Source organism: Domibacillus indicus (assembly GCF_023715895.1).
GTDB classification, from domain to species: Bacteria; Bacillota; Bacilli; order Bacillales; family Domibacillaceae; genus Domibacillus; species Domibacillus indicus_A.
Window position 1 is genome coordinate 1 of record NZ_JAMBOO010000053.1, and the last position, 1,646, is coordinate 1,646.

The following is a 1,646-nucleotide window of genomic DNA, read 5'->3' on the forward strand; positions in this document are numbered from 1 at the left end:
CATTATACAAAACATACTAAGATTAGCAGTGCAGACCAAGGCATTGGTTTGCACTGCTATTTTTTATATAGTAGAAGTGAAGCTGGAGGCCGACAGGCTTTTAGGATCTAGAATCCGTATACAAAACGGGCCTCCTTCACTTACCTTATCTGAATCAGGTTTAAGTATGTTGGATCCTTTGAGATCGTGTATAAGAAATGGGAATCGATAAGTGTAAGCTGAATGGCTTCAACGCTCGGTTAGGAGGATGTAGATGAAGCATGTAATTGCGTTTGATGTCAGTATGGGAAGAAGTTATATGGTGCTGTATAACCATGAGAAAAAATGCATATTTGAAGGTGAAATCAGGCATTCCCGGCCTGATTTTGAAGAGCTGCAGGAAAGAATTAAGGGACTAATTGATGATAATGGAGAACAGCCTCACATTGTTTTTGAAGCGACCGGTATATATTCAAAACCACTAGAACGCTTTATGCGGGAGAATCATTATACTTATTATCTTTTAAATCCATTGGAGGCGAAAATGCAATGTGATTCCTTGCGGATTCATAAAACAGATAAAAGCGATGCTCACCAACTAGCACTCACTCATTTCAATGTTTCCCGACGAGAAATAGAAGGGTCAGATGATTTTTTTAGTCAACTGAAGTCACTCTCAAGATTCTATAGTGAGCTGGATGATGAATTGTCCATTATTCGCAGCCGGATGCATAAAGTTATTCAGCTGACATTCCCTGAGCTAGAAAATATTTTTACTAGTAAATCAGAGTTGTTTTTAAATATTGTCCAGCTGTTTCCACATCCGGATTTTGTTCTCGGGCTTTCTAAAACAGTGATCAAGAATAGAATCCGTATCAACACAAATAAAAATATCTCGACAGCCGTTGCTGAAAAGAAAGCACTAGAACTGATCAAAGCCGCTCAATATTCTTATCCATCTGTATCTTCTGAGGATGTTCTATGTAAACAATTGCGGTCCTACGCAGAGCGTTACCAGGAAATCCTTCGAAAGAAGGATCAGTGTATCGGTGATATGGTTATGTTAGCCAAAGAACGGGCTGAGTACGCTATTCTTATTAGCTTCCCTGGAATTGGTCCTAATACAGCCGTCCGCCTAATGGCTGAAATAGGGAATATTCATCGATTTGATAATCATAAGCAGTTAAATGCTTTTGCAGGGATTGATATAAGACGTTTTCAATCGGGTAAAACCTTTTTTAGAGATCAAATTAATAAGCGGGGAAACAAGCATTTACGAAAACTTCTTTATATTGTCATTCAGAATATGATCAAGCAGCGTCGTTTTGGTCAAAACCATCTTGTTGACTATTACGATAAATTAAAAACGCAACCTTACAACAAATGTCATAAAGTCGCGTCTATCGCTTGTGTAAATAAGCTGTTGAAGTGCCTCTTCTACCTTATTTCACACAATAAGTATTATGATTATGGGTTAGCGGCCCCATCATAACTTTTGCGTATATCTTACCATACCTACACGAACCTAGTAAAAAAATAGATATGTGCTAGGATTATTTGTCATGTCTAAAACTAGAATTTAAATCTTAGTCTCATTCTTTCAGGAACATGGTCTTTTAATTATTTGATGGAAATAAAGAAAATCTGTTGACTAATCGTAAGAAAAA

At 37.2% G+C, this 1,646-nt stretch carries 1 protein-coding gene; it reads left to right on the forward strand.

Annotated features, from left to right (window positions below):
- The first annotated feature begins 253 nt into the window (after positions 1-253).
- Positions 254-1,471, forward strand: coding sequence for an IS110 family RNA-guided transposase (locus tag M3221_RS25365; RefSeq protein ID WP_251274808.1), 1,218 nt, complete (start codon positions 254-256; stop codon positions 1,469-1,471).
- Positions 1,472-1,646: the final 175 nt, after the last annotated feature.